Source organism: Actinoplanes sp. NPDC051513 (assembly GCF_044454685.1).
Classification (GTDB): domain Bacteria; phylum Actinomycetota; class Actinomycetes; order Mycobacteriales; family Micromonosporaceae; genus Actinoplanes.
On record NZ_JBITDW010000026.1, the window covers coordinates 110,438 to 135,223 of the forward strand.

21 protein-coding genes are annotated in these 24,786 nt (G+C 72.9%); 6 read left to right on the top strand and 15 right to left on the bottom strand.

From position 1 onward, the window contains the following. The first annotated feature begins 23 nt into the window (after positions 1-23). On the top strand, positions 24-872 hold the full coding sequence (locus ACIA5D_RS43230) for an NAD(P)-binding domain-containing protein (RefSeq protein WP_396036466.1): 849 nt from the start codon (positions 24-26) through the stop codon (positions 870-872). Positions 873-945: 73 nt separating this feature from the next. Here the strand turns inward: ACIA5D_RS43230 and ACIA5D_RS43235 are convergent, their stop codons facing one another. Both ACIA5D_RS43235 and ACIA5D_RS43240 read right to left on the bottom strand, forming a co-directional pair. Then, entirely contained in the window at positions 946-1,404 is a 459-nt protein-coding gene (locus tag ACIA5D_RS43235; protein ID WP_396036467.1) for a GNAT family N-acetyltransferase, read from the bottom strand. Between the two features lie 83 nt (positions 1,405-1,487). Further along, positions 1,488-1,970 (bottom strand): TetR/AcrR family transcriptional regulator, encoded by a 483-nt coding sequence (locus ACIA5D_RS43240; protein WP_396036468.1) that lies wholly within the window; start codon positions 1,968-1,970, stop codon positions 1,488-1,490. On the opposite strand from ACIA5D_RS43240, the gene ACIA5D_RS43245 reads away from it, so the two are divergent. Both ACIA5D_RS43245 and ACIA5D_RS43250 read left to right on the top strand, forming a co-directional pair. Beyond that, positions 1,963-2,295, top strand: a complete 333-nt coding sequence (locus ACIA5D_RS43245; RefSeq protein WP_396036469.1) for a methyltransferase family protein — start codon at positions 1,963-1,965, stop codon at positions 2,293-2,295. The two genes, ACIA5D_RS43240 and ACIA5D_RS43245, sit on opposite strands and share 8 nt — an antisense overlap. A gap of 120 nt (positions 2,296-2,415) precedes the next feature. Continuing rightward, on the top strand, positions 2,416-2,889 hold the full coding sequence (locus ACIA5D_RS43250; protein WP_396036470.1) for a hypothetical protein: 474 nt from the start codon (positions 2,416-2,418) through the stop codon (positions 2,887-2,889). 83 nt (positions 2,890-2,972) lie between these two features. On the opposite strand, the gene ACIA5D_RS43255 is transcribed toward ACIA5D_RS43250, so the two are convergent. Then, on the bottom strand, positions 2,973-3,377 hold the full coding sequence (locus ACIA5D_RS43255; RefSeq protein ID WP_396036471.1) for a nuclear transport factor 2 family protein: 405 nt from the start codon (positions 3,375-3,377) through the stop codon (positions 2,973-2,975). Between the two features lie 273 nt (positions 3,378-3,650). Here ACIA5D_RS43255 and ACIA5D_RS43260 point away from each other — a divergent pair, with 273 nt between their 5' ends. Then, positions 3,651-4,421, top strand: coding sequence for an MBL fold metallo-hydrolase (locus ACIA5D_RS43260; RefSeq protein WP_396036472.1), 771 nt, complete (start codon positions 3,651-3,653; stop codon positions 4,419-4,421). 192 nt (positions 4,422-4,613) lie between these two features. Here the strand turns inward: ACIA5D_RS43260 and ACIA5D_RS43265 are convergent, their stop codons facing one another. Beyond that, a complete protein-coding gene (locus ACIA5D_RS43265; protein WP_396036474.1) occupies positions 4,614-5,861 on the bottom strand; it encodes an MFS transporter in 1,248 nt (415 codons plus the stop codon). A gap of 318 nt (positions 5,862-6,179) precedes the next feature. Between ACIA5D_RS43265 and ACIA5D_RS43270 the strand changes: the two genes are divergently transcribed. Then, the gene (locus ACIA5D_RS43270) at positions 6,180-6,353 is read left to right on the top strand and encodes a hypothetical protein (protein ID WP_396036489.1); all 174 of its coding nucleotides are present in this window, start codon (positions 6,180-6,182) and stop codon (positions 6,351-6,353) included. A gap of 8 nt (positions 6,354-6,361) precedes the next feature. Here ACIA5D_RS43270 and trpC read toward each other — a convergent pair whose 3' ends face one another. The 3 genes from trpC to ACIA5D_RS43285 form a co-directional block, all read right to left on the bottom strand. Further along, on the bottom strand, positions 6,362-7,144 hold the full coding sequence (gene trpC, locus ACIA5D_RS43275; RefSeq protein WP_396036487.1) for an indole-3-glycerol phosphate synthase TrpC: 783 nt from the start codon (positions 7,142-7,144) through the stop codon (positions 6,362-6,364). Positions 7,145-7,229: 85 nt separating this feature from the next. Further along, on the bottom strand, positions 7,230-7,868 hold the full coding sequence (locus tag ACIA5D_RS43280) for an NADPH-dependent F420 reductase (protein WP_396036475.1): 639 nt from the start codon (positions 7,866-7,868) through the stop codon (positions 7,230-7,232). Beyond that, positions 7,865-8,353 (bottom strand): MarR family winged helix-turn-helix transcriptional regulator, encoded by a 489-nt coding sequence (locus tag ACIA5D_RS43285; protein ID WP_396036476.1) that lies wholly within the window; start codon positions 8,351-8,353, stop codon positions 7,865-7,867. Before ACIA5D_RS43285 ends, ACIA5D_RS43280 begins: the two co-directional genes overlap by 4 nt. A gap of 166 nt (positions 8,354-8,519) precedes the next feature. On the opposite strand from ACIA5D_RS43285, the gene ACIA5D_RS43290 reads away from it, so the two are divergent. Next, positions 8,520-11,342: an AAA family ATPase gene (locus tag ACIA5D_RS43290; RefSeq protein WP_396036477.1), complete on the top strand. Its 2,823-nt coding sequence runs from the start codon at positions 8,520-8,522 to the stop codon at positions 11,340-11,342. 138 nt (positions 11,343-11,480) lie between these two features. On the opposite strand, the gene ACIA5D_RS43295 is transcribed toward ACIA5D_RS43290, so the two are convergent. From ACIA5D_RS43295 to ACIA5D_RS43330, 8 genes are all read right to left on the bottom strand, one after another. Continuing rightward, complete coding sequence (locus ACIA5D_RS43295) at positions 11,481-12,230, bottom strand: enoyl-CoA hydratase/isomerase family protein (protein WP_396036478.1); 750 nt, start codon at positions 12,228-12,230, stop codon at positions 11,481-11,483. Between the two features lie 44 nt (positions 12,231-12,274). Continuing rightward, on the bottom strand, positions 12,275-13,189 hold the full coding sequence (locus ACIA5D_RS43300) for an FAD-dependent oxidoreductase (RefSeq protein ID WP_396036479.1): 915 nt from the start codon (positions 13,187-13,189) through the stop codon (positions 12,275-12,277). An 18-nt stretch (positions 13,190-13,207) separates the two neighbouring features. Next, on the bottom strand, positions 13,208-13,771 hold the full coding sequence (locus ACIA5D_RS43305; RefSeq protein WP_396036480.1) for a dihydrofolate reductase family protein: 564 nt from the start codon (positions 13,769-13,771) through the stop codon (positions 13,208-13,210). Between the two features lie 108 nt (positions 13,772-13,879). Next, entirely contained in the window at positions 13,880-16,024 is a 2,145-nt protein-coding gene (locus ACIA5D_RS43310; RefSeq protein ID WP_396036481.1) for a hypothetical protein, read from the bottom strand. Continuing rightward, positions 16,021-17,145, bottom strand: a complete 1,125-nt coding sequence (locus ACIA5D_RS43315; protein ID WP_396036482.1) for a VWA domain-containing protein — start codon at positions 17,143-17,145, stop codon at positions 16,021-16,023. Before ACIA5D_RS43315 ends, ACIA5D_RS43310 begins: the two co-directional genes overlap by 4 nt. Next, entirely contained in the window at positions 17,138-19,834 is a 2,697-nt protein-coding gene (locus tag ACIA5D_RS43320; RefSeq protein WP_396036483.1) for a DUF5682 family protein, read from the bottom strand. Before ACIA5D_RS43320 ends, ACIA5D_RS43315 begins: the two co-directional genes overlap by 8 nt. A gap of 3 nt (positions 19,835-19,837) precedes the next feature. Further along, on the bottom strand, positions 19,838-20,947 hold the full coding sequence (locus ACIA5D_RS43325; protein WP_396036488.1) for an AAA family ATPase: 1,110 nt from the start codon (positions 20,945-20,947) through the stop codon (positions 19,838-19,840). A 23-nt stretch (positions 20,948-20,970) separates the two neighbouring features. After that, positions 20,971-24,633 carry a DUF4132 domain-containing protein gene (locus ACIA5D_RS43330; RefSeq protein WP_396036484.1) on the bottom strand — a complete coding sequence of 1,221 codons (3,663 nt, stop codon included), beginning with the start codon at positions 24,631-24,633 and terminating at the stop codon, positions 20,971-20,973. Positions 24,634-24,786 lie beyond the last annotated feature (153 nt).

Consider the following 24,786-nt stretch of genomic DNA (forward strand, 5'->3'; position numbering starts at 1 on the left):
TCCACCCCGGCTAGATTGCTCGGATGAAGACCATCGGCTTGGTTGGCGCCGGACACATGGGTTCGGGGCTCGGGTGGGCATTGCGCGAAGGCGGCCACGACGTCGTCACCTCGCTGGCGGGCCGGTCGGCCCGAACCGCCCGCCTGGCGGAAGAGGCCGGCCTGCGCATCGCCGCGCGCCCGGCCGACGTGGTGGCCGAGGCGGACGTGATCCTCGTGGTCACGCCGCCCGGGGCCGCGTTCGACGCCGCCACCGAGTTGGCCGCTATGGCGCCCGGCGTCGCCGCGCGCCCGCTTGTCGCCGACCTGAACGCCACCTCGCCGACGACCGCCCGCGCGGCCGCCGAGGTGGTCAGGGCGGCGGGCTTCGATTTCGTGGACGGCTCCATCTCGGGACCACCACCTACGGTCCGGCCCGGCGCCCGGATCTACCTTTCCGGCCCGCGCGCCATCGAGGTGGCGGACCTGAGCTGGACACACGCCACTCCCATCGTCGTGGGCGATGGCATCGGCGCCGCGAGCGCGGTGAAGATGTCGACCGCCTCGGTCTACAAGGGATTGATGGGCCTGATGACACAGGCGATCCGGGCCGCGTCGGCCCACGGCGTCCTCGAGCCGGTCATGGCCGACCTGGGGGAGGGCTTCGGAACCCCGTACGAGGTGGCGATGGCCGCGACCAAGGCGCACCGCTACGTCGCCGAGATGGGTGAGATCGCCCAGTCGCAAGCGGCGGCCGGGCTCACACCGTCGCTGTTCGAGGCGTTCGCCGCCGTCTGGGCCGACGTCGCGGACCAGCCTCTCGCCGACGGTCAGCCCGAGACGATCGAGCGCGACGTCACCGCCCGCCAGATCGCCGACGGCCTGCGGCGATGAGCGGTCCGGCCGCGCCGACCGGGTTCTGGCCGTACTCGTCGTTCGAGGACGTCACCCTCGCCCTGGCCGCCGACTACGGCGCCGGCCAGACGAAGCGGATGTCGGGCGCCTTCTCCTCGTTGCCGGACCCGTCGGTTGTCTCGGCCACGCTGAAGCCGTGGCGAAGGTAGAACCTCTGCGCCCCGGTGTTCGACGCGAACGTCCATAGCTGAAGGCCCGCGGGCCGGCGCGACTTCGCGAGATCGATGAGGCGGGAACCCAATCCCCTGCCGGTAACGGCTGGGTCGACATAGAGCTGGTCGACCCAGCCATCGTCGAGAACCAGCACCGCCAGCGGCCGGCCGTCGGCGTCCTCCATCAGCCACACCTCACGCTCGGGAATGACGACGGCGCTGATCCATTCCCGAACCTCGGCATCCGAATGGACCGCGGGAGGGACGGCGCCGACCGCGGCCCGGCGGGAGCGGATGAGAACGTCCGCGACCGCTAGGGCATCCTCAGGACCCGCGCGACGAGACGCTGCGAAATCCATCTGTTCGGTATGCGAGGGGACCACGCGCCGTATCCTCCTTCAGCCGCAGAACGAGGGCAAAGGATTAACAACGATTTCAGCCATCATCCCGGCGCGGTGAGGAGCGCCGCGGCGACGGTGTCGACGTACCAGCGTTGGAAGCGTTCGGGCGGCCAGCCGCGTTGGCGCACGAGCCAGTCGTAGTTGCGCACGTCCATGGCCAGCCACAGCACGTCGGCCGCGGTGTCGACGGTGTGGTCGGGCCGCAGTTGGCCGGTCGAGGCCAGGTCGGCGGCGAACCTGGTCATGCCGTTGCGGCGATCGTCGAGGTTCTTGCGCCAGATTGCCGCGGCCTCGGGATCGGCGGTCGCGGCGGCGGCGAGGGCGAGGATCACCTGGGCCTGCCGGGCATGTGTGTGAAGGAGGTGCCGGGCGTAGCGGTCAAGCTTCGCCCGGGCGTCGGTCAGCGCCCGGATCTCCGCGACGAACTGACGGTCGGGCAGCGCCACGGGCTCGTCGTCGCCGGCCACCGTGACGTCGACCAGTGCAGAGAGCAGCGCCTGCTTGCTGCCGAAGACCTTGTACACCGTTTGGATCGCGACCCCCGCCTCGGCCTTCGCCGGTGTCGCCGCCGTGATCCGGCACCGCACCACGATCGTGCCCCACCACCCGGTCGCCACCCTGCTCACCGGCGGCGCCTACCTGCTGTCCCGTAACCCGATGTACACCGGTCTGGCCCTCGTCTACCTCGGCTTGGCGCTGCTGTTCAGTTCCTGGTGGCCTCTGGCGCTGTGGCCGCTCGTGATCGTCGCCGTGCGCCAACTGGTCATCCGCCCCGAAGAGCAGTACCTCACCCAGCGATTCGGCCGGACCTACACCGACTACCGGTCCCGCGTACGCCGGTGGCTCTAGTAACACGGCGCCCCGTCGACCAGGAGCGATCATGAACATCGAGGGCGTGCCTTGTGAACCGGAGTCGGACGGACGAGGTTAAGAGTAGGAGGGGACGATCGCACGAAGGAGTCCGGACCGATGACCGATCACGCTTCCCGCTCACCCGCCGTCCATGCCACCACTGCCCGCACCGGCGTCCCGGTCGGCGAGCGGTTGCTCGCGCTGATCGCTGCTGCGCTGCTGGGCGTCGACGCTTTTGTACACCTGCGCTACGCCGCCAATTACGACGGCTTCAAGTCCTCGGTGATGACCGAGGGTACGTTGTTCCGGATCCAGGCGGTGGTCGCGATCGTGGTTGCGGTGCTCCTGCTGATCTGGCCGAGAGTCATCACCTGGCTGCTGTCCCTGCTGGTGGCGGGCAGCGCGGCGGTAGCGGTCACGCTCTACACGTACGTGAACGTGGGTCAATTGGGCCCGCTGCCGAACCTCTACGAGAACACCTGGCAGCCAGCCGGCAAGGTACCGTCGGCGATCGCCGAGGCAGCAGCCGCGCTGATCTCCCTCATCGGCCTGGTGATGGCCTTGCGGCGCCGCCGGCTTCGCCGGGGGTGACAAGACGCTGAGGGTAGCGGGATCGTCGACGACGCTGAGCCAAGCAGCGCACATCGCTCGGCAGGTCGTGAAAGCGGTGCAGGTTACGTCGTGGTTGGTCGTCCGCTTGGGCCAGGGCCGGAGGGGGCCGGGGTCTTCTGGCTCAGCGCGCAACGCCAACCGTTGCCTGTCTGGACGTAGACCTCGGTGATCCATTCGTCCGCGGTGTAGGGGTTGCCGTCCCAGGCGCCGGCGCTGGTCTTGCGCGCCGTCAGAGCGATGGTGCCGCCGGCATGCACCACATGCTCCGGGCCTGCCGATGTCATGCGGTCGTGCCGCAGACGACCGGACGCAATCCAGCCGATGATGTCCGACTTGGGGGTCACGCCATCCGGGCCGACGTAGACCCAGTCGTCGATCATGAACGACGCCACCCGTTCCGGGTCGTTGGCGACAAGCGCCTGATCCCACGCCGCCGACAGCGCGCGAACCTCATCTTCCGAGCCCATCGCGCGATCGTATCGACCTGGTCGCGCTGCTTTGGTGTCGGCTCGGCTGGGGAGCCCGCTATCAGGGAGCTCCAGTTTCGATGACTGGCATCGGCGGTCAGCAGCGCCTGAGTCCGGTGCATTGTTCTGCCGCAGACAGGGCGCTGGCACGTCGAGCGGTCACGATGGTTGCTCAAACCGTGCGGCCGACTGACGCTCTGGGTGCCGAGAAACGTGGTGGTGCCGCAGCAGGTGCGGGAAAGCGCTCGCCGCCGCCGCGAGAGAGAATGCGGCATGATCGATGCCAGACTGACCCGACGCGGTCTGTTCTTCACGGCCGGCGCCGGTGTGCTTGGCGTGGCCGTGCTGAACACCGTGGCGGGCTGCGCCGATAACTCGTCCAACAACCCGTCCGGCTCTTCGTCCGCGGCGACGCCGTCCGCGGCGACGTCGTCTGACCCGACGCCCAGCCCCGCCGGGATCGGCGGCTGGAAACAGGTCAGCATGTCCTACGTCTCGGCCTATTTGCTGGTCCGGGGCAAGGAGGTCGCCGTCGTCGACCTTGGGACGCCCGGCTCCGAAGCCTCCATCGAGGAAGGGCTCAAGGCGGCCGGGCAGAGCTGGGCGGCCGTCAAACATGTGATCCTCACTCACCAGCACGTCGATCACGTGGGCGGCCTCAACGAGGTGTCCAAAGTAGTGAAGGCGTCGTTCTACGCCGGCATCCTGGACCTCGACTCGATCATCCCGAACGCCGAGCTCAAGCCGGTGAAGCAGGGCGACGAGGTGTTCGGCCTGCAGATCATCGACACGCCGGGGCACACTCTCGGGCACATCTCGGTGTTCGATCCGTCGAACGGGGTGCTCGTCTCCGGCGACGCGCTGCGCACCAACACCGGTTCGCTGACCGGCTCCGACCCGCGGTACACGGCCGACGCGACGAGGGCCGCCAAGTCGGTGAAGAAGCTGGCGAAGATGGACATCAAGGCGATCCTGCCCGGCCACGGCAGGCCGGTGCTCGTCAATGCGTCCGGCGAGCTGCAGAAACTGGCCGCGACGCTGTGACGGCGCCGGCTACGGCCGGCGTGGGCGTGAGGGATTGATCGAGCCGGTGGCGCGACGGCTTCGGCTCCTGCCGCGCAGGACGGCGACGCCGTCGCCGGTGAGGTCGCCCAAGGCCTGGCGGGAAGCGGAAGCCGCTGGCCACCTTCCGGCCGAAGAAGACCTATCACGATGGGCTCGCTCCATGATCAGCCATCAGGCGGCCTCGGTGCAGGCCTCCTGGTGGTGGGGAGCGGGCAAGGCGGTGGGTGTCACCGCGGGCGTGTGCCATTGGACGCGCCAGCCGGGGCGTACGACGGCTACGAGGTATGCGGCGCTGCAGGCCCACAGTGACGTGGTGAGGCCCGTGGCGGCCAGGATCGCGGCGCCGGCCAGGCCGCCGAAGGGGATGCCGGACCAGGCCCACGCGGTGATCAGGGTTTGCACGCGGCCCAGCAGCTCGGGTGGGATGCGCTCGTAGGTGAGCGTGCTGATGATGGGGTTGACCAGGCCGGAGCCGAGGCCGGCGATGGCGAAGACGACGAGGACGACGTCGGGAGGCAGGCCGGCGGCCAGGGCGACGATGCGCGAGACGCCGCTGGTGACGAAGCCGACCAAATAGGTCACGCGGCGGGGCAGGCGATGGCCGATCCAGGCGGCCAGCAACGCGGTGCCGATCGACGCGGTGGCGAAGCCGCTGATGGCCAGGCCGACCAGGGCCGCGCCGTGGCCGGTGCTGCGGGCCCAGACGGGCAGGAGCACCGTGAGGAACGCCTGGTCGGCGAAGTTGGTGATGACGATCATCGCGACGATCGCGCGCAGGGACGAGTCGCCGCGCAGGAAATCGGCGCCGCGGCGCAGGCGGGCCACGTACGCGTCGCCGGTGGACGGCGGGTAGGCGGTGGCCTCGGTCATCGCGGGCAGGACAGCGGCGGCGAGCACCAGGGTCGCGATCGCGGACCACAGGGCGGCGGTCACGCCGTACGCGGCGATCAGCAGGCCGGCCAGGGCGGGGCCGACCGCCGTGGCGGTGCGTTCGGCGGCGGTGGCGAGGCCGGCGCCGCGCTCGAGGGGCTGGGCGGCGCGGCTGGTCGCGGTCGGCAGCAGCATGGCCTTGGCGGCAGTGGCGGGGCCGTCGGCCGCGCCGATCAGGGCGGCCACGGCCATGAGCAGCCACAACGGACGGTCGCCGGGCAGCGTGAGGATCACGATCGCGGCGGCGGAGGTCAGGTCGCCGGCGGTGCTGACCCGGCGCGGGCTGACCCGGTCGAGGATCGGGCCGGTCAAGGCCTGGATCACGACGAACGGCAGGACCTGGCAGAACGCGACAAGCCCCGTCTGCGCGGGGCTGCCGGTCGCGGTCAGCACCAGCCAGGGCAGGGCGACCAGCAGGATCCGGTTGGCGGTGACCGCGCCGGTCTGCGCGACCAGCAACCCGGCCAGAGGCCGCCATGACACCAGCATCCCCGTGTTCTCCTCTCCCCGCTTCAGGGCCGTTGAAAGGTGTACGGGCTCGGGGTGCCGGCGGGGCAGAGTAATTGGACAAGTCAATGAGGGTTATTCAGGGCGGTGGAGACCAAGCCGCTGACGTGCGGCGAGGTGCGGCTCAAGGTGGGCCCTGAATAACCCTCAATGCCCGGGGGTGGTTGTTTTGAGGGATCCGGTGCTGCCGGAGTTCCGGCCGTCGTGGTGGGAGACGGGCCTGCGGGCCCGGGCCGAGACCGGTCTGATGGGCGTGTTCACCTCGCTGCCGGGCCTGGTGGTCAAGGCGGTCCGGGTGGCGTGGCGGGTCGCCCTGCTGGTGGCGACCGTGCCAACATCACCCACGCCGACCGGATCTACGTCATGCACGAGGGCGCGCTGGTGGAGGCCGGGCGGCACGCCGACCTGATGGCGGCCGGGGGCCGGTACGCGGAGCTGTTCACCCTCCAGGCCTCCGGCTACCGGGCGGACTGACCGTACGCCTACTCAGCGCCCGCGGCGACCAGGGCGGCCGCGGCGTCGCGCGGGCCGGCCGTCGTGACCAGGGCCTCGCCGACCAGGACGGCGTCCGCGCCGGCGCTGCGGTAACGGATCAGGTCGTCGGGGCCGCGCACGCCGGACTCGGCCACCTTCAGCGCGGCGGCGGGCAGCAGCGGGGACAAGCGCTCGAAGACCGCGCGGTCGACCTCGAGGGTGCGCAGGTTGCGGGCGTTCACGCCGATCACGCGGGCGCCGGCGTCGACCGCCCGGGCCACCTCGTCCTCGTCGTGCACCTCGACCAGGGCGGTCATGCCGAGTTCGTCCTCGAGCAGAACGCGCAGCCGGATCAGGGTGGGCTGGTCGAGGGCGGCGACGATCAGCAGCGCCACGTCCGCGCCCCACGCCCGGGCCTCGTAGGCCTGGTACTCGCCGTACAGGAAATCCTTGCGCAGCAGCGGAATGCGGACCGCCTGCCGCACCGCCGCCAGGTCGTGCAGCGAGCCGCCGAACCGTCGCTCCTCGGTCAGCACGCTGATCCAGGTCGCGCCACCGGCCGCGTAGTCGGCGGCGAGGGCGGCCGGGTCGGCGATCGGGGCCAGGTCGCCCTTCGACGGCGAACGGCGCTTCACCTCGGCGATCACCGAGACGCCGGGGCGGGCCAGGGCGGCGTACGCGTCAAGGGCGGGAGGCGACGACGAAGCCCGCGCCACCATCTCGTCGAGGCTCGTCAGAGCCTCACGCTTCGCGACGTCCTCGCGCACCCCGGCCATGATGTCGTCCAACACAGTGCTCACCGCTCCAACTTAGGCACGCCGCACCCCGGCGACGCGGCGAAATGCCGGTCATCACCCGGTGTGAAAACGCGGGCCGCTAGTCCTCGGCCAGCAGATCCAGCGCGGTCAGGAACTCGTCGCGGGTCAGCAGCGCGCCGAAGACCGGGTGGCCGGGCTCGAATCCACGGCCGGCGCTGAGCGCGGAGAACGGGACCGGGTCGAAACCGAACGAGTCGACCAACGTGGCTACGGTGTCGACCGCCGCCGGGTCGTCGCCGGCCACGCCCACTGCCAGCCGGCCCGGCGCGCCCGGCGGCAGGCGCCGCTCGTCCATGTCGTGGTAGCCGACGTGGTTGAGCGTCTTCACCACGGTGGCGCCGGCGAGGCGCTCGGCGACCACCTCGCTGCTGCCGCGGCCGCTGTTCTCGAACATCGCCAGCACCCCGTCGTTGGGCGGCCAGTAGTTCATGATGTCGATGACCAGCTTGCCGTCGAACAGGGCCGGATCGAGCACCTCGAACGCGTGCATCGGGATGGCGAGCACCACGATGTCGGCGTCGCGGATGGCATCGGCGGCCCAGCGCGCCTCGGCGCCCGGCGCCAGCACCGTGGCGATCAGCGCGATCCGCTTGGGGTCGCCGGAGGCGGAGATGGAGACCTGGTGTCCGGCCTCGACGGCCATCCGGGCCACGATCGGCCCGGTGTGCCCCGAGCCCAGCACGGCGATGCGGCTCATCGGGTCGCCTCCAGGTGGTGGTTGAGGGCGTGCAGGATGTCGTCGAGGGCCTCGAACTGGCCCGGCGTCAGGGCGTCGCCGAAGTGCTCCTTGACGGCGCGGGCGTGCGGGGCGGTAGCGGCCCGGAAAATGCGCGCACCCTCCTCGATGAGCACGACCTCGGCGCCGCGGCTGTCGGTGACGCACTCGACCCGCTCGATCAGGCCGCGCTTCTCCATCCGGCCCAGGTGGTGCGAGAGGCGGCTGCGCTCCCAGGCGATCGCGGCGGCCAGCTCGGAGGAGCGCAGGCGGCGGCCGGGGGCCTCGGAGAGCGCGAGCAGGACCGCGTAGTCCCCGGGGGAGAGGCCGGAGTCGGCGACGAGCTGAGCGGCGAGGCGGCGGTGCAGCTCGGTCGTCGTGTCGATCAGCGAGCGCCAGATGACGAGCTCTCGCGACGTCATCCGGCGGCGCTCGGCAGCCGGGAGGGCCCGCTCGGTGTTGTTCATACGTCACCCCAAGTGATTGACGTGTCAATACTGCGTTACCGATGTTGACACGTCCACCACCTGGGGTGTGACGTCGCCGACGTGTTTCCTCGATCACGGACCGTGGACCCCGCCGTGCACGAGAGGAAGGGAGGTAACCTCCCCACGCGGGAGGGGACCAGGGATCTTGCTGAACGGACATCCGGTGCTGCGCGGCCGGCGGCACGAGCGGGACGCGCTCGATCGCCTGTTGCGCGACATCCGTGCGGGTCAAAGCCGCGTGCTGGTGCTGCGTGGAGAGGCCGGCGCCGGCAAGACGGCGCTGCTCGACTACCTCACCGGGAGCGCCGCCACCGGGCGGGTGGCGCGGGCCGCCGGCGTCGAGCCCGAGACCGAGATCGCCTACTCCGCGCTGCAGCAGCTGATCGCGCCGCTGTTCGGGCACCTCGGCAAGCTGCCCGAGCCGCAGCGGGTCGCGCTCTCCACCGCGTTCGGGCTGAGCGCGGGAGCGCCGCCGGAGGCGTTGATGGTCGGCCTGGCCGTGCTGGGACTGCTGGCCGAGGCGGCGTCCGACGAGCCGCTGGTCTGCGTGGTCGACGACGTGCAGTGGCTCGACCGGATGTCCGAGGTGATCCTGACGTTCGTGGCCCGGCGCCTCGACGCCGAGTCGGTGGCGCTGGTCTTCGCCGCCCGCAGCCCCGGTGACGAGCAGATTCTCGGCGGGCTTCCGGAGATGCGCGTCGACGGCCTCGCCGAGGCCGACGCGCGGGCGCTTCTCGATCAGGTGCTGCCGGGTCCGGTCGACGATCGCGTACGCGATCGCATCGTCGCCGAGACGCGGGGCAATCCGCTCGCGCTGCTCGAACTGCCCCGTGGTCTGAGCCCGGCCGAGCTGGCGTTCGGGTTCGGCGGACAGGCGACGCCGGTCGCGAGCCGCGTGGAGGAGGGCTTTCAGCGGCGCGTCGCGGCATTGCCGGTTTCCACGCGTACGTTGCTGCTCGCCGCCGCCGTGGAGCCGGTGGGAGACGTGCCCCTGCTGTGGCGCGCGGCGCAACGGCTGGGCGTGGCCCAGGAGGCCTCCGCGGCCGCGGAGGCGGCCGGGCTCGTCGAGCTGGGTGCGCGGGTGCGGTTCCGGCATCCGCTGGTGCGATCGGCGGTGTGGCGGTCGGCCTCGCCGGAGGAACTGCGCGCGGTGCACGCGGCGCTCGCCGAGGTGACCGATCCGTCGCAGGACCCCGATCGGCGGGCCTGGCATCGGGCGCACGCGGCCGTGGGCACGGACGAGGAGGTCGCGGCCGAGCTGGAGAGGTCGGCCGGTCGCGCGCTGTCGCGGGGCGGGCGGTCGGCGGCGGCCTCGTTCCTGCAGCGGGCGGCGGAGCTGACGCCCGATGCCCAGCAGCGGGCCGGGCGGGCGCTGGCGGCGGCCCGCGCGCGGTTCGCGGCGGGCGCGCCCGCCGACGCCTCGTCGCTGCTCTCGGCGGCCGAGCTGGGCCCGCTGGATCCCCTTCAGCAGGCGGGGGTGGAGCGGCTGCGGGCGCAGATCGCCTTCGCCCTCAACCCGGGGCGCGCGGCGGGGCCGCAGCTGCTCGCGGCCGCACGGAAGCTGGACGGCCTGGACGCGGCGGCGGCCCGGGACACCTATCTCGAGGCGCTGGGCGCGGCCCTGCTCGGCGGCGACGACGCGCGAGCGGCGGCCGAGGGCGCTCGCTCCGCGCTCTCCCGCCCGGATGCGCAGGCAACCACCGGCGGCGCCCGCCCGGATGCGCCCGCGACCACCGGCGGCGCCCGCCCGGATGCGCCCACGACCACTGAGGGCGCCGGAGCGCCCTCCGGCGCCCTCCCGCTTCTGGGCGCGCTCGTCGCCTGGACACTCGACGGACATGCGGCCGCGGCGCCCCGGATCCGCGCGGCCCTCGACGGGCTGGACGACCTCGGACAGCTCTGGCTCGCGGTGCCGGCGGCCCTCGAGGTCTGGGACGACGGGGCGCGGCAGCGGCTCACCGAGAGGGCGGTCGGCTCCGCGCGGGCGACCGGCGCGCTCGCCCTGCTGCCGCCGGCGCTCGTGTTCCGGGCCGGGGCGCTGCTGGACGCGGGCCGGTTCGCCGACGCGGCCGAGCTGCTCGACGAGCTCGACGCGCTCGGGGCGGCCACCGGGCTGCCCGTCGACCCGTCCGCGACACTCACGCTGGCGGCGCTGCGCGGACGCGAGGAGGCGGCGCTCGACCTGATCGAGGTCGCGGCCAAGGGCGCCGAGGGCCGGCTCCTCGGGGTCGCCCTGCTCGCGAAGGCCACGCTGTGCAACGGGCTGGGCCGCTACCCGGCCGCGCTCGACGCCGCCCGGAAGGCTGTCGACCGCGGCGACCTCGGCGTCACCGGAGCAGCGCTGCTGGAGATGGCGGAGGCGGCCGCGCACGGCGGGGAGCCGGGCGTGGCGGCGGAGGCGCGCGACCGGCTGGCCGAGCGGACCTCGGCGGCGGGCACGGACGGGGCGCTGGGCGTGCAGGCGCTGGCCGATGCGCTCGCCGAGGCCGCGACCGCGACGAGTGGGCCGACGACGGGCGCGCAGGCGGACCACTCCGCCGGGGGAGGCTCGGACGCGGGCTTCCGGGAGGCGATCGACCGGCTGGGCGGCCTCCCGCTCGCACGGGCGCGTCTGCTCTACGGCGAGTGGCTGCGCCGCGCGGGCCGGCGCTCCGACGCCCGCGAACAGCTGCGCGCGGCCCACGAGGCGTTCGCGGCGATGGGGGCCGAGGCGTTCGCCGAACGGGCCGGCCGCGAATTGGCGGCCACCGGCGAAACCGTACGGAAAAGGGTTCTCGGCGATCGCGATGAGCTCACGCCGCAGGAATCGCAGATCGCCCGGCTCGCGGTGGCGGGACGGACCAACGCGGAGATCGGGGCGGTGCTGTTCCTCAGCCCCCGCACGGTGGAATGGCACCTGCGCAAGGTCTTCACCAGGCTCGGCATCTCGTCGCGCCGCGAGCTCGCGGCGGCTCTGCGCGACCAGTAACCCCCGGGCCGTTCCCAGGAAGGACACTGGGGCAGACCCAGCCCGCGCCGCGCGATCGTGGATTCCGGATGCCCCAACGGCATCCAGGAGCCACGGAGGTGTCGGAGATGGTCGAGTACAGGTTCCTGCTCCAGGAGGTCACCGAGCGTTTCCCCGGCCGGTGACGGAAGCCATGTGACCCTGAATTCGGCCGTCCTCGACGCTGCGCAGCCACAGCTCGAGAACCTGCGGGTCGAGCAGCGGCCGCTCGCGCGTCAACCGCTCGCGGACGCTCGCCTGCAGCTGCGCCTTGGTCAGCCGGAACGTGTCGGACGGCACGGCGAGACGGGCTCGCGCGACGGCCGTCTCGAGCAGGGCGTCCGGCGTCGTCACCTCGTCGACGTAGCCGGCCGCGAGCGCGTCGGCCGGGGCCATGGTCTCGCCGGTCAGCACGGCCCGGCGTGCGGCGGGCTCGCCGAAGGCGTACGCGAGAATCGAGAGCGCCGTCGGCGGGAACGGCACCCCGACCCGGATCTCGGTCACCCCGATCGTGCCTCCCGACATGACGCGGTGATCGCAAGCGGCAGCGAGGATCGCCCCGCCCGCGATGGCGTGCCCGTTGATCGCCGCGACCACCGGCTTGCCGAGGCCGAAGACGGCGAGGAAGGCGTCGTTGAGCGCGGGCAGGAACTCGCGCACGTAGTCCCGGCCGCCGGCGAGCATCCGCCAGAGGTCGACCCCCGCCGAGAACGCGCGGCCTTCGCCGGTGAGCACGACCGCGCCGGCCTGCACCTCGTGGAACGCCGCGGTGAGCTCGGACAGCAGGTCGAGGTCGAGCGCGTTGACCTTGCCGTGCGCCATCCGCACGACGGTGACACCGTCATGTTCGTCGATCTGAACAGCGGTCATGCCGCCGATCGTGCCAGCTCAGCGCCGGGTGGGCCACCTCGCCGTCAGTTCATGGCCAGGCGAGCCACCTCGTCGGCGCATCCCCAGGAGAGCGTCATGCCGGCGCCGCCGTGGCCGTACGCGTGAACGATGTTTCCCTCCCGCTCCACCCGCGCCCCGCCGGTGCGGACCGGCCGCAGCCCGATGTAGTCGCGAAGGACCCTCGCGCCGGTCAGTTGCGGAACCAGCGCGGTGGCGCGCGCGACGATCGCCGCGGCCTCGGCCGGATCCGGGTCGGTGTCGCCGCGGGCGTCGTCGAAGGAGCCGCCCAGCACCACGTCCGTGCTGCGCGGATGCACGTAGGTCACGCCCGCCGGGTTCTCCTCGTCGCGCACCGACTCGTCCAGCCCCGGGTTCTGCGCGATCACGACATGCCCGCGCACCGGATGCACCTTCGCGTCGCCGCACAGCCGCCCCGCCGCCAGCCCCGTCGCATTGACCACGATCGGCGCCTCGGCCGTCGCCTCGTCGAGACTCGCGACCCGCCGCCGCTCGATGTTCCCCACTTTCTGGCGGAGCCACCCCAGGTAGACCGGCATTTCCGCCAGCGGCGCCTCGAAGATCAAGGCATTCGTGTACGGGTGCTGAGCACCCCGAAGTTCGACGTGCCCGGCGGCCGGGGCCCACCACGGCAGCTCCGCGTTCGGATGACGCAGCAGCATCCGGGTGCGGCGCAGCAGCGTGCCCGGGACGCCCTCCTCGATCTGCCGGCGGAACTCCGCGTACGTCTCGGCGGCCCACCGCAGCACCCGCGGGTCGGCGTCGGTCCTGGTCGGATACCAGACCGCCGCCGCCAGGCTGGACACCGTCTCGGCCGGCTCGTCCGCCGCCCACACCGTTACCTTCGCCCCGCGCTCCTGAAGCCGGACTGCCGCGGTCAGCCCGATCACGCCGCCGCCCACCACGATCACGTCAGTCATGCCATCGACAGCCGTTCCTCATGCGGCGCGCTGGTAGCTGGTGACGACGACCTGCCCGTCGAGCAGACGGGACTCGCCGGCCCGCAGGTTGAGGCGCTGCTTCGGCTCGCCGAACAGCTTCCGCCCGCCGCCGAGGACGACCGGGTGCACGGCGATGTGGTACTCGTCGATGAGCCCGAGCTCGGTCAGCGCCGCGGCGATGCCCGCGCCCCCGGTGAGCAGCAGATCCGCGCCCGGCTCGGCCTTGAGCGCGCCGACCTCGGCTTCGAGGTCTCCGCTGATGACACGGCTGGTCCAGTCGTCGCCCGCGTAGCTGCGCGAGAACACGATCTTCGGCGTGGCCCGCCAGAACGGCGCGAAGGCGAGGGTGTGCGGGTCCTGGGTGATCGACTCGGCGTTCGGCCAGAACCCGACCATCATCTCCCACACCGGCCGCCCGAACAGCAGCGTGTCGACCCGTTGATCGAGGCCCTCGGAGTAGGCGGACAGCTCCGGACCCATGACCGGCCAGTCGAACTCCCCGTTGGGCCCGTCGACGAACCCGTCGATCGACGTGTGCACCCAGTAGATGATCTTTCGCATGGGGAAGGCTCCTCCGAGTCGTGTGTCGAGATTGTTCGTGTCGGTAGACCGGTCCAGGGGGCGAAACTCATCGCCGACGTCCGCTCAGCAGCCTCGCATACGCCCGGTTCAGGGGCGCAGGTCGGCCGAAACGCTCACGCGCAGGTAGGCGTCGACCCATGCCGACACCGCCTCCTCTCCCGGGTCGGGGCCCAGCAGGGCGGCGAAACGCATCGTGGCATCGGCGGCGCGGCGCAGGCCGGCCTGGGTGAGCCGGCCGGCGGCCTGGCGCAGGCGCCCGGCCATGGTCGGCGGCGCGTGCACGAGGCCCCGGTGGGCGACCTCGGCCAGCAGGGCGAGGGCCTCCTCGAGGGCGTGCCCGAGCGGATCGGACGTCAGGTCGGGCCGGTCGTGCGGGTCGGCGCCGGCCGCGGCGGGGGCGAGGTCGGGCACGAGCACGCCGTCGCCGGCCGCGAAGCCGAGCGGGTCGATGATGATGCCGCCCCCGCCCCGCCGCACGCTGCCGGCCACGTAGCGCACCTCGCCCGCGAGCGCCGCGGCCACCCCGTCGAGCCGGCCGGGAGCGCAGGCGGCGTGGGTGGCGGTGACGGTCGCCAGGGCGCCCGACGAGTCCGCGATCACCGCGTCGAGCCGCTGGGCGCCCGGCGCGTAGCTGACCGACACCACATCGGCGATCGGGACGACCCGTACCAGTTCGGCCTCGACCCGCGCCCGCACCGGCCGCGGCGGCAGCGCGTCGAGCTCGGCGGCGAGCGCGTTCAGGTCGGCGGCGATCAGCGCCCGCGGAAGGTCCTGCCAGGACCCCTGGGACGCCATGGCCTCGGTACGGCTCAGCCGGCGCGCACCGAGCCGCACCCGCCGGCTCGCGCTACGTGCGGCCGACTCGGTGATCACCGCACCACCCGCGAGCGCGCCGAGGGTCACTCCCGCGACGCGACGTTCCGCCAGGCGGGGCCCGGGCTCCTCCGTCTCGTACGCCCGCCGCAGCACCAGCACGGTGGCACTGTCCGCGTGCGCGAGGAACACGTCGACCACCTGCTCGTCGCCGACCGCCGAAACCCGTGCCCCGAGCCCGTCGAGCCGCGCCCGCCGCAGCGGCGTCTCGGAGGCCTGGTCGGTGCCGAGCACGCGCGACGTGAGGCTCGCCCCGCCCCGGGTGACGGCCCGATGCCGCGCGAACAGCTCCGCCACGTGATCGGCCAGCGCCTCCGGCCGATACCGGGCGCTCCGATCCCGATAGGCGTCGAGCTGCGCGACCAGGTCGTCCACCGCGAGCAGCGGCCATCGCATCCGCGCCGCGTCGAGGTCCCGCCGCACGACGGTGACCTCGGCCCCGATCCCCGCCCCGAGATGCACCGCCCCTTCCCGCAGCACGAGCCCGGCCAGCGCCACGGCCCGTTCGAGCGCCGGCCCCGACCCCGCACGCGTCCCGCCACCTACCTGCACCTGCAGATCCGCCTCACCCGGCGCCTGAGTATCCGCGACCCGGAACGCCCAGACCGCCAGCGCGATCACGTCGTCCCGGACCCCGGCTACCGCGTCGGTCCGCGCGAACCCGAGATTCCCCGGCACCAGGAACCGAACCGTGGCGGTGGGCAGCTCCACCGTGGGCACCGGATCCCCGGCCCGCCCCCGATGCACCCGAGCCACATACCCGCTGCGCTCGATCCGTCGGGCCGCCGTCATCATGCGTTCCCCTACCCGGGCAGTCAGCTCCACGTCGCTGAACCCACCCGGCGACCACGCCACCGCGCCGGTCGCGCTTGCGCCGTTCCCGCTTGCGCCGTTCCCGCTTGCGCCGTTCCCGCTTGCGCCGGTCGCGCTTGCGCCGGTCTCGCACCCGCTGGTCTCGCCCGCCCCAGCTGCGTCGGCGTCGGCCCGCCCCGCGGCGGACGCCCGTGTGCCGTCGCCGGCCGTTTCCCCGTCGCCGGCCGTTTCCCCATCGCCCGCGGCTGGTGGAGCTGGTGTCGCATCCGGCGCACCTGCCGCCCACGAGGTTTGATAGGCGAGGACCAGCCCCACGATGTGGCGGCACACACCGGGGGCGCCGCAGCCGCACTTGCCCGCCTCGAGACCGCCCGGTGGCAGGGATGTGGTCGTGCCATCGGAGGCGGTGGCGTGCACGGTGCCGTCCGGGTCCTCCGTGATGGCAGGAGCGTCGCGTTCCACCTCGCGGGTCGCGCGTTTGACCAGGCCCCGGTTGGTCAGCTCGGCCAGGGTCCCGGGAGTCAGCGCGAGAAGGTCGGCCCTCATCGGGACACCTGCTCGGCGACGAACTCGGCCAGCTGCCCGGGCGTCATCGCGCCGACCGCGGCGCCCACGTCGGCCAGGCGCCGGCCGGTCTCGCGGTCGTAGGACGGGTTCGCGGCCTCGTCCAGCGCGGCCAGGCAGAGGACCTTGGTGCCCTGCTCGACCAGCCCGCGCACCTGCCGGATCAGCGGCCCCGGCGACCCGCCCTCGTAGAAGTCGCTGATCAGGGCCACGATCGCGCGCCGGGGCTGCTCGATGAGACCGGCGCCGTAGCGCACCGCCTTGTGGATGTCGGTGCCGCCGCCGAGCTGCACCTTCATCAGGAGCTCGACCGGGTCGTCCACCTCGCTGGTCAGGTCGACCACCGACGTATCAAACGCCACCAGATGCGTACGGACTCCCGGCAGCCCCCACAGGCAGGCGGCCGTCACCGCCGAGTGGATGACCGAGTCGACCATCGAGCCGGACTGGTCGACGAGCAGGATCACCTGCCATTGCTCGACGTGTTTGCGGGTGCGCGAGAAGAAGTGCGGCGTCTCGATGTACAGCCGCCGCTCGCCGGGCCGGTAATGGCCGAGGTTCGCGCGCAGCGTCTTGGTGACGTCGAAGTCGCGGGCCTGCTTCCAGCGGCTGGGGCGGCGCGCCCGCGTACCCGAGAACGCCTTTCTGATCTCGGTGGCCATCTTCGCCATGAGATCGCGGACGACGGCCTCGACGATCCGGCGGGCCAGCAGCAGCACCTCCGCGTTCATCAGGTGCTTGGTCTGGAGCACGGCCCGCAGCAGCCCCGGGTTCGGCTCGACGGTCCGCAGCACCTCGGGGTCGGTCACGATGTCGGTGATCTCGTACCGCTCGATGGCGTCCCGCTGGAGCCGCTCGACGGTCTCCTTCGGGAACAGCTGGTTGATGTCGTTGAGCCAGTCCACGGTGGTCAGCACGGACTCGCCGGTCCCGCCCTCCCGCGTGGACCCGCGCCGCACCTCCCGCTTGTCGAGCTCCTCGTCCCGCCCGTAGAGCCAGTCCAGCGCCGCGTCCCGCCGCGCAGCGTCGGCCCCGAGCTCGCCGGCCGCGGCCGCCGGTTCGCCGAGGACGAGCCGCCACCGCTCAAGATCAGGATCAGTCACACCCGGCTCCCCTCAACAACCCGTCACGCTCCGGCACAGCGGGCACGGCCCCGTCACGCTCCGGCACAGCGGAGACGGCCCGGTCGTGCTGCGGCGCGGCGGAGACCAGCCCTTCGCGCAGCAGGGCGGCGTCGACCAGCTCGTCAAGCAGCATCCCCGCCGCCACGACGCCCGGATCGACCCCACCACGCAACAGCCGCCGGCCGCCCCCGCCCATCCCGCGCCGGGCGAGCACCTGCTCGGCGATGCCCTCCCGCTCACGCGGCGGAAAGTATTCGAACGCCTGCCGCAAAGCGGGGAGCGCGATGAGAAAGTCCCCGGCCGACATTCCCGACATCAGCTCGTCGAGCAGCCCCACGATCCGCTGGTCGGAGAGCACGTCCTCGCGGGCGAGCGCGAACAGCCCCGCCAGCCAGTCCCCGACGGTCCGCGGCTGGAACGCACCCCGCACCGCCCGCACCGGATCCAGCTCACCGTCCCCGGATGCCACGGGCTCCACGGCCGTCTCCGGTACCGCAGGCGGTGGGTCGGCAGGGGCCGTAGCAGGCTCGGCGGCTGGGTCGGCGGCTGGGTCGGCGGCTGGGTCGGCGGCTGGGTCGGCGGGCGGCGTAGCCGGGGCCAAGGCCCAGCGGAACCCGAAGGCCGCCCCGCGCAGGTCGGGCGGCGCCTCCTGATCGGCGGCCACGCGGGTGGCCACTTCGATGGCGGCCATCCGGTCGAGGCCCAGCCGCCGCTCGGCGTGGCGCAGCGCGTCGCGGCAGGCTGCCAGGGCGGCGATGCGCGCCGGTTCGGCCGGGGCCTCGCTGCCCTGAATGCCCTCGGCCAGCCACAGGATCCGACGCACAGCGGCCGCAATCACCGTGCCCAGCGTCGCGCTGTGGGCGGTGCCCAGGACGCGGTCGTGGCGCCACATCGTGAGGACCACGGCGAGCATCCGGCCGAGCGGGCCGAGATCGGCGGCGGCGCCCACCGAGGACTCGATGTCGTTCAGTGTGCGGCCGGAGACGTCCGCGGCGCCGGAGAGTGCCGCGTCGAACAGGACCGTGGCCAGGGCGTCGATGTCCCGGCCGGCGTTGGCGGCCCGCTCGGCGAGCACGGCCGCGCACGCGTCGGCGAGCGTTGCGCCGTAGGAGCCGGCCTCGATCACCGCGCTGAGGCGTTCGGGGCCGGGGCGCAGCGTCCAGCGTTCGCGCAGGACCGGCTCGAGGCCGGTGGCGGGGCCGGATTCCCGCCGGAAGCCGGGCAACCCGAGGACCCGCACCCGGTGCAGGACGCGGCTGCGTTCGCGGTCACTGTCGCGGGTCAGGTCGAGGTCGAGGTCGGCCACGCCGTCGAGGCCGGAGCGGGCCAGCTCGGCGTCGAGGTCGTGCACCAGGGGCGGCGCGGGCGTGTCGGGGTGCAGGCGCCCGACGCGGCTCCCGCTGAGCGCGGCGACCATCTCGACCACGACCGGGTGGCTTCCGGCTCCGAGCATCCCCCGCGAAGACCAGGGCAACGGTACGTCGAGAGCCTCGCTCACCAGCGCGGAAGCCAGCCCGTCCAGCACATCGGTCCGCCCCGGCGCATGATGCCCGCGCACGAGGGCGAGCCCGTCGGCGGTGGCCCGCGCCGCGATCAGGTCGGCCGTCGACACGGGCTGCTTGCGCTCGCGAAGCCGGCCCGCCACCGCCTCCACGAGGTGCCGGGCCGCGCCGTCCGGCCCCGATTCCCAGAGCTCCTGGTAGTAGCCGGGCGACGGCATCCCCGACTGATAGCCGTCGAAGGAGTCGAGCCGCTTGAACGAATAGGGCACCAGAAAGCTCCCGCCCACGGCGCCCTCCGGCATGGCCGGCACCGAGGGCCACGCCCAGTCCGCCGTTGACGGTGCGGAGGAGCCGGCCGGGCCGGGCGAAGGGGAGGAGCCGGCCGGGCCGGGCGAAGGGGAGGAGCCGGCCGGGCCGGGCGAAGGGGAGGAGCCGGCCGGGCCGGGCGAAGGGGAGGAGCCGGCCGGGCCGGGCGAAGGGGAGGAGGCGGCCGGGCCGGCCGAGGGCGAGGAGGCGGCATTGCTGGACGCAGCATGGGCCGCCACCAACGCCGGCCGGTGGAAGCCGCCGGTCACCACGACGACGTCGTTCTCGCCGGCCTCCGCGCCCGCGGCGGCGACCCACGAAGCCATGTAGGCCTCGCGATCGGTGTCGGAATCGCCGGCCGCCGATTCGCCGCGGATCAGGTCGAAGTAGGTGTCCAGCCGGGCGGCTAGCTCGTCGGCGGGGGCGATCTCGAACAGGTGGTCCCACAGGGCGTCCGCGTTGTCGACGTCGAAGCTGCGGCACAGCCGGTCGATGACCTCGGCGTAGCGGAGCTCGGCGTCGGCGTACCGGTTGCTGCGGTCGGCGAACGCGGGATGCCACGCCGGCAGGTCGATGAAGCGCAGCGCCGCACCCACCGAGCGCCCGGCGGTCAGCGCCGTCCAGTCGGGCGAGTAGTCGCACAGCGGGGACCACGAGGCGTGCCGGCGGGCGTCGTCGCGGTAGCTGCTGAAGACGGCGATCGGCAGCTCGTGGCCCAGCAGCAGCTCGTCGATGCGCGGGTTGAAGTCGGCCGGGCCCTCGATCAGGACGTAGGCCGGCCGCAGGCGGGTGATGGTCTCGGCCACCAGCCGCGCGCAGGCGGGGCTGTGGTGGCGGACGCCGAGGAACGTGACCGGCATCGGTCAGCCCGGGAGCAGGTGGCGGGCGCGGTGCAGGGCCTTCCACTGGTCGCCGTCGCGCCAGGTGACCTGCTGGGCGAGGTAACGCCGGAGCTTGGCCAGGTCGTCGGGGCTGTCCTTGGCGGCGGTGCCCGCCAGGCAGGCCACGAAGTCTTCGGCGTTGCCGGGCTCGTTGCGCAGGAACCAGCCGCGCAGGCCGACCGCGTGCGCCACCGAGACGGCCTCGGCGGTGGACATGACGGCGGAGAGGCGGTCCATCGAGTCGCCGCGGGCGGTCTCGCCGGTGCGCAGCTCGCGGAACGTCGTGACCAGCACCTCGAGGACGTCGCGGCGCGGCTCGGCGGTGACCCCGGAGCGGCGCAGCAGCTTGGCGGCCTCGTCGGCGACCAGGGCCAGCTCGGTGGTGAGGTCGGCGATCGGGAAGACCGTCTCGAAGTTGAACCGGCGCTTGAGGGCCGAGCTCATGTCGTTGACGCCGCGGTCGCGGGTGTTCGCGGTGGCGATGATGTTGAACCCGTCGCGGGCGAAGACCATCGACTCGGCGCCGGTCAGCTCGGGGATGGCGAGCACCCGGTCGGAGAGCGGGGAGAGCAGGCAATCTTGCACCTCGAGGGGGCAGCGGGTGATCTCCTCGAAGCGGACCGTGCGGCCCTCGGCCATGCCGCGCAGCAGCGGGGCGGCGACGAGCGACCGTTGCGACGGACCCTCGGCGACCAGCAGCGCGTAGTTCCACGAGTAGCGGATAGCGTCTTCGGTGGTGGCGGCGCCGCCCTGGATGGTCAGCGTCGAGTCGCCGCTGACCGCCGCCGCGAGCAGCTCGGAGAGCAGAGACTTCGCGGTGCCGGGCTCGCCGACCAGCATGAGGCCGCGGCTGGTGGCGAGGGTGATCAGCGCGCGGTCGATGAGCGACGGGTCGCCCACGAACTTGCGGCTCACCCCGAGCTTCGGGTCGCCGATCACGAAGCGGCGGGCGGCCTGCACGCTGAGGGCCCAGCCCGGCGGGCGGGCGGCGGTGTCGGCGGAACGCAGCCGCCGCAACTCGTCCGCGAAGCGGACCTCGGCCGGCGGCCGCTGCACCGACTCGGCGGGATCGGTCACGTCGAGGACGGTCATCTCGCTGTCTCCAGAAAGGGTGCTCATGCGGTGATCTCGGTCAGGTCGCGGATGATCTCGGATGCGGCGACGGGGTCGAGGCGGCCGAGCGGGATGCGCGAGCTTTGGGACCGCCACCCGGTGCCGGTGCCGTCGTGCAGGAAGACACCGGTCAGCTTCTGCTCGGGGAACTCGGTGACCATGCCGACCACGATGCCGGGGTCGAGCGAGATCGACATCTCCAGCTTCGGGCCGAGCTTCAGCTCGATGTAGCCCTGCACCCCGCCATCCTGCGGCGTCTCGCGGCGCCAGCCGCGGCGCTCGAGGCCCATCACCTTCGTCGTCGGCAGCGTGATGCCCTCGAAACGAGACAGCTCGGCGACGGCGGTCTCGTCGGCGGTGAGCGCGAACGTCTGCCGGCTCAGCTGCGGGAACGGCTGAAGGATCTCGTAGTCGGCGAACACCTCGGACCAGGCGGCCAGCGTCGAGCCCAGGTGCAGCGGGTGCGCCACCCCGACCACCGCGTCGGCGGGGACCGTCGTCTCGTCGTCGTCGACCGTGGAGAAGCTGCGGTCCTCGGCGACCCGGATCGCGCCGAGCAGCGCGCCGCCGGAGTCGTACAGGCCCCAGACCAGGCGGCGGACGATGTGCCAGAGCAGCGGGTGGTCGACGAACAGCTGCCGGAACTCGGCGCCGGACCAGCGCCGGCCGGTCACCATGGCGCGCTCGAGCCGGCGGATCTGGTCGGCCGCGATGGTGCGTACGTCTTTCTTGAGGGCCGAGAACTGCTTGTACGCCGCCGGCGCCAGTTCGGCGTCGTCGCGAGCGCCCGGCTTGGGCAATGCCTTGACGTGCTTGCCCGCGGCGTCGGCCACGTAGGGGCGCAGCTGCTCGTCGAAGCCGACCACGAACTGCCGGCTGCCGTAGTCGAGCCGCATGCTGCCGTCGGCCTCGAGACCGAAATCGGGGACCAGCCGGTCGGCCAGCTGCTCGGCGCTGAGCCCCAGCCCGGCGGCGACCTCGTCCATCTTCTGCTGGGCGGCCGCCTTGAGGCCCTTGAACTTGGCCCGCTGGGCGATGCCGTGCAGATGCATCAACGCCACGTCGGTGCCGATGCCGGCCAGCACGTTGACGCCGGTGACGGCCTTGGCGTGGCCGCCCTCGCCCGGCCAGGCGAGGATCAGCGGGGTGAGCCGCCGGACCGTCTCGTCGTCGCCGATCACGCCGAGCATGTCGAGCACCCAGTTCTCCTTGGAGTTGGCGCCCGAGGACTGCCAGCGCTGGAACAGCTGCCAGCCGAAATCGGCGAGCGACTCGGCATCGACGGCCTCTCGCACGACCTTCAGGCCCGCGTACGGGTCGTCGGAGCGGGAGAGCGCCAGCATGGTGACCACGGCCGACACCGCCTCCGCAGGCAGCGCGCCCACCCCGTCGCGCACCGCGAGCGGCGGCAGCAGGCCCGGCGCCGCCCACGCCGGATTCGCCGGGATCTTGGCGGGCAGGACGTCGAGCGGGTCGGTGGCGAGCAGCGTCGCGATCGCAGCCTCGGCGTCGACCCCGTACGACGTGGCCGCCGCGCGGATCGCCTCGGTGTGGCCGTTGGCGTGCAGCACGAGCAGCGCCCGCTCGGCCTGGCGGCGGCCGGCACCGGCCTTGTCGAGGGCCGGTGGCACCAGCGCGCGGGCGGCAGCGGAAGCGTGCCGCAGCAGCCACGTCTGGGCGAGCTCGCGGACGCTCTTGAGCCGCGTCAGCCAGTCGGCCATGTGCACGGCGATCGCCGGGGAGAAGAACGGCAGCAGCTGAGGCGCGCCCTCGGACGGCGACCGCTCGGCGATGTGGAGCGCCAGCGGCAGCGCGTCGATCTCGAAGCGCGCGATGATCACCCGCATCCATGTGCCGGATTCCCAGACGTACCTGGGCGTCCACCGGGCGAGCAGCGGCCGGGCGACCAGCTCGGGCGCCTCGGTGAAGAACTGGACCGGCTCGTGCCACGCGGCGTGGCCGGCGGCGATGCGCAGCGCGGCCTTGGCCCAGCCGTCCTTGGGATCGGCGAACCGCTCGAAGTGGACCTCGCGCCAGCTGCCCCGCTCACCCGGGAGCCAGCCGACGGTGGCGGGATCGGTGCAGGTCAGGCCGGGCACGACCACCGGTTTGGCGGGCTTGGCGCGGTGCAGCCACGGCGGGGAGACGAGCACCGCCGGCACGGCCTCGGCGGGCGCGACCGTGACCGCCGCGGCGTCGCCGGCCATCGCCTCGACCCGCACGGCCGCGTCGGCGGTCAGCGCGGGGAGCACGACCTCGACCAGGTCGGGGTGGGCGGTGACGTGACCGCGCAACAGGTCGGCGACCGTGCGCTTGCCGCCGGCTTCGGCCAGCAGCCGCAGGGCGCGCACGGGGTAGCGCTCGGCCGCCTCGAGCAGGGCCGGCGTTGTGTATTTGGCGTCGATCCGCTGGATCAGGCCGTTGATCACGTCGTCGCCGGGCAGGGCGGCGAGCACGGAGAGCAGGCGGCGCCGGCCCTCGGCGCCGGTGTCTTCGTCGAACCAGTGGAACAGCGCCGGTGCGCACTCGGCGCCGAGAGCGTCGGCGAGCGTGGCCGGCAGGGCGAGCGACCCGGCCACCGACCAGGTGCTGACCAGCGGCGCGAGCCTGCTCGCCTGCTCGCCGGTGCCGGCCGCGGCCAGCAGCACGGTGGCCAGGTAGTGGTCGTCGGCGGCGATCGCGTCGGCGATGTCGTGCTCGACCCAGGCGGCCTGGCCGGGCGCGAGCACCGAGGTGGCCACGCGCCGATACAGCGAGGTGGTGCGATGCTCGGCGAGCATGGCGACGGCCGCCTCGTGATCTGGAGAGGAGGCGGCGGCGAGCGCCTGCCGGGCGCGGAACAGGATCAGCAACTGGCTGTCGATCTGCCAGCTGTAGCGGGAATCGCCGGGACCCATGGCTTTGATGCAGTAGCGCTGCCCGTTGGCGCCGCGCGCGCCGTCTTCGGCGACCCGCATGGCCATCACCTCGAGCGCCGCCTCGACCGCGAACATCAGCCCGCGCTGCGCGACCCACAGGTCGACGAAGGAGGCCATGCGGTGCTGGTCGCTCCACTTGCCGAGCGCGGCGGCGAGCGCCACGGCGGCCGCGCCGACCGGCTCGGCGTCGGGGTCGCCGTCACGCCAGGCCAAACCGGCCATCCGTACGTCGGGAGCGGTCCCCGGCGCCTCGAGGATGAGCCTCACCTGGTGGGGAACCCGCGAGATCTCCTCGTCGACCACCTTGCGGGCCCTGGGATCGGGCATGAACGCGGTGAGGCCGGCGCTGCCCCGGCGCGCGTACCGATGGCGATACCACGCCGAGGGGAAGACGAACGTGTTCTCGTCGACGGCGGCAGCGGTGGAGACCGGCTCGGGGGTTGGCTCGTCCATGCAAGGAGCAGCAGTCGCGGCAGCGGGCGGAGGGACCGCGGACGCCGGCGTCGGCGAAGGGGCGGGGACTGCGGCTGCTGCGGTCGTAGAAGTGATCTCCACGTACCCCTTCTTGGTCTTCTCCGCGATGAGCCTCGCCTCGTGCACCTGAGCTGGTCCCGGGTTGTCGAAGGCCTTGACCTTGGTCTGTCCCGCTGCGCCTATCCGGCCGAAGCGGACGGTGACCTCGCTGCCCTCGCACCAAATCTCCCAGTACTTCGCCGATGTGCCCTCGACGGACTCGAAGCTCCGCATGTCCCCAACCCCTCGTCGGATTTCTGGGCGGAACGTTAGCGGGGCGGTACGACAAAAATGGCTCTTGTGATCGGTGTGTGGGTGGGTTTGCGGTCATCGGTCGGGTAGTTCGGGTCGGTGGCCGCCGAGGGTGAGCATGGCCAGGGCGATGAT